This window comes from Cellulomonas rhizosphaerae, from assembly GCF_003470205.1.
GTDB lineage: Bacteria > Actinomycetota > Actinomycetes > Actinomycetales > Cellulomonadaceae > Cellulomonas > Cellulomonas rhizosphaerae.
Window position 1 is genome coordinate 1 of sequence record NZ_QWKP01000018.1, and the last position, 1,987, is coordinate 1,987.

General features: G+C 75.2%; 2 protein-coding genes and 1 tRNA gene. 2 read left to right on the forward strand and 1 reads right to left on the reverse strand.

Annotation, left to right across the window (positions count from 1 at the left end; translation table 11 throughout):
• The first annotated feature begins 227 nt into the window (after positions 1-227).
• Positions 228-431, forward strand: coding sequence for a hypothetical protein (locus tag D1825_RS17950; RefSeq protein ID WP_138066939.1), 204 nt, complete (start codon positions 228-230; stop codon positions 429-431).
• Positions 432-442: 11 nt separating this feature from the next.
• Here the strand turns inward: D1825_RS17950 and D1825_RS00215 are convergent.
• Positions 443-515 (reverse strand) — tRNA-Arg (locus tag D1825_RS00215).
• A gap of 122 nt (positions 516-637) precedes the next feature.
• Here D1825_RS00215 and D1825_RS00220 point away from each other — a divergent pair.
• A partial coding sequence (locus D1825_RS00220) for a dynamin family protein (RefSeq protein WP_118765556.1) occupies positions 638-1,987 on the forward strand: 1,350 nt, incomplete at its 3' end.

Here is a 1,987-nt window from a genome sequence, read left to right on the forward strand (position 1 = left end):
ATCCCGCGTCCCGCGTCGGTGAACGTGAGGGTCGCGCCGAGGTTCGCGTAGCCGGTGGTGCTCGACGTCCGCGTGGTGAGCTGGATGGTCTGCGCGGCCTGCGCCGGGCCCGCGACGGCGAACCCGAGGCCCAGCCCCAGCGCGGTGACCAGGGCGAGGCTGGGTCGGCATCTTGCCGAGGTGGGCGACGCGGTGCACGCGACGGGGGGCGGTGGGACGATCGGCGCGTGGCCGAAGACACGTGGTTGCGACGTGCGGCACGCCCCAAGGTGACACGGTGGGTGTATTCCGCCGGCGCGCTCGTGTGCCTTGCGTGGGCCGTGGTGGAAGGCCGGGCGGCGATGTGGTTCGGCGCGGTCGTGTTCGCGGTTGCCGCGGTGACGAGGCACGTGCTGTATCGCCTGTTTCTGCGGACACCGCCCGACGCGTGATCCTGATGGCGCGCCCCCGGCAGGACTCGAACCTGCAACCTACGGATTAGAAGGCCGTTGCTCTATCCATTGAGCTACGGGGGCGTGGGCCGAGGCCCCGGAACAGCGTAGTGGGCGAGCGGCGCGAGGTCCGGACTGCCCGACTCGTGCCCGTTCGACCGCGTGGCGCGTTTGGCCTGGTCAGGTCCGACCCTGAGAATGAGCCTGTGAGCGTTCAGCCGGGGACAGCGTCGGCGCCGCCGGCCCGTGGACCGGTGCCGGGGCGCCACACTGCTGACGACCCGCGCTCCGTGCTCGCGCGGCCGCTCGCGGCGACCTCGCTGCTGGACGCGGTCAAGGACCTGCGGCGCGACGTCGCGGTGACCCAGTTCCCGCTCGCCCTCGACGGGACCGAGGCGGCGACCGCCTCGCGCGACCGGCTGATCGACCAGCTCGACGAGCATCTCGTGCCGCGGCTGACCGAGCTGTCCGCGCCTGCCGTCGTGGTGGTCGCCGGGTCGACCGGGGCCGGCAAGTCGACGCTGGTGAACTCGCTGGTGGGGGCCGAGGTGAGCAGCGCGGGCGTGCTGCGGCCGACGACTCGTCGGCCCGTCCTGGTGCACCACCCGCTGGACGCCGAGCTGCTCTCGCACCACCCCGTGCTCGAGTCGGTCGAGGTCGTGGCCGACGAGCACGTGCCGCGCGGCATCGCGCTGCTCGACGCCCCGGACCTGGACTCGGTGCTGGAGTCCAACCGCGAGTCGGCCCACCGTCTGCTCGAGGCCGCCGACCTGTGGCTGTTCGTCACCACGGCCGCCCGGTACGGCGACGCGCTGCCGTGGCGGGTGCTCGAGGGTGCCGTCGAGCGCGGGGCGTCGATCGCCATGGTCCTCAACCGCGTGCCGAGCGATTCGCTGCCGACCGTGCGCGGTGACCTGCTCAGCCGGCTGCGCGCGCACAGGCTCGAGGGGTCGCCACTGTTCGTCGTGCCGGACATGGGTCCGCACGAGGGGCTGCTCGCTCCGGCTGCCGTCGCGCCGATCCACCGGTGGCTGACGATGCTCGCCGGCCCGGACCGCGCGCGGACCGTCATCGGCCGCACGCTGCGCGGCTCGCTCGCCTCGCTGCGGGAGTGGGTCGAGGAGCTCGCCGAGGCGGTGCAGGGCCAGGCCGATGCGGCCGCAGCGCTCGGCAAGGCCATCGACGACGCGCTCGAGACGCCTGCGCAGGCCGCGGCCGACGCGATCCGCGCGGGCGGTGTCGCCGACGGGCCGGTGCGCGCCCGCTGGGCCGAGCTGAGCGCCGACGGTGGCCCGCTGCACGACGTGGTGAGCTCGTCGGGCAAGGTCCGCGGGTCCGCGCGGACCGGCCGCGCCCGCGCGCTGGCCGTCGCACCGCTGAGCGCCGACCTGACCCGCTCGACCGCCGCCGCGCTCGCCGATGCCGGCGCGCGCACCGAGGTGTCCCTGCGCGCCGTGCTGACCAGCAAGGACGCGCCCGCCGGCGGTGCCTCGCTGGCCGCCGCGTGGCCGCGCGACGGTGCCGCGTCGCGCCGGACCGCCGCGGCCGAGCTCGCC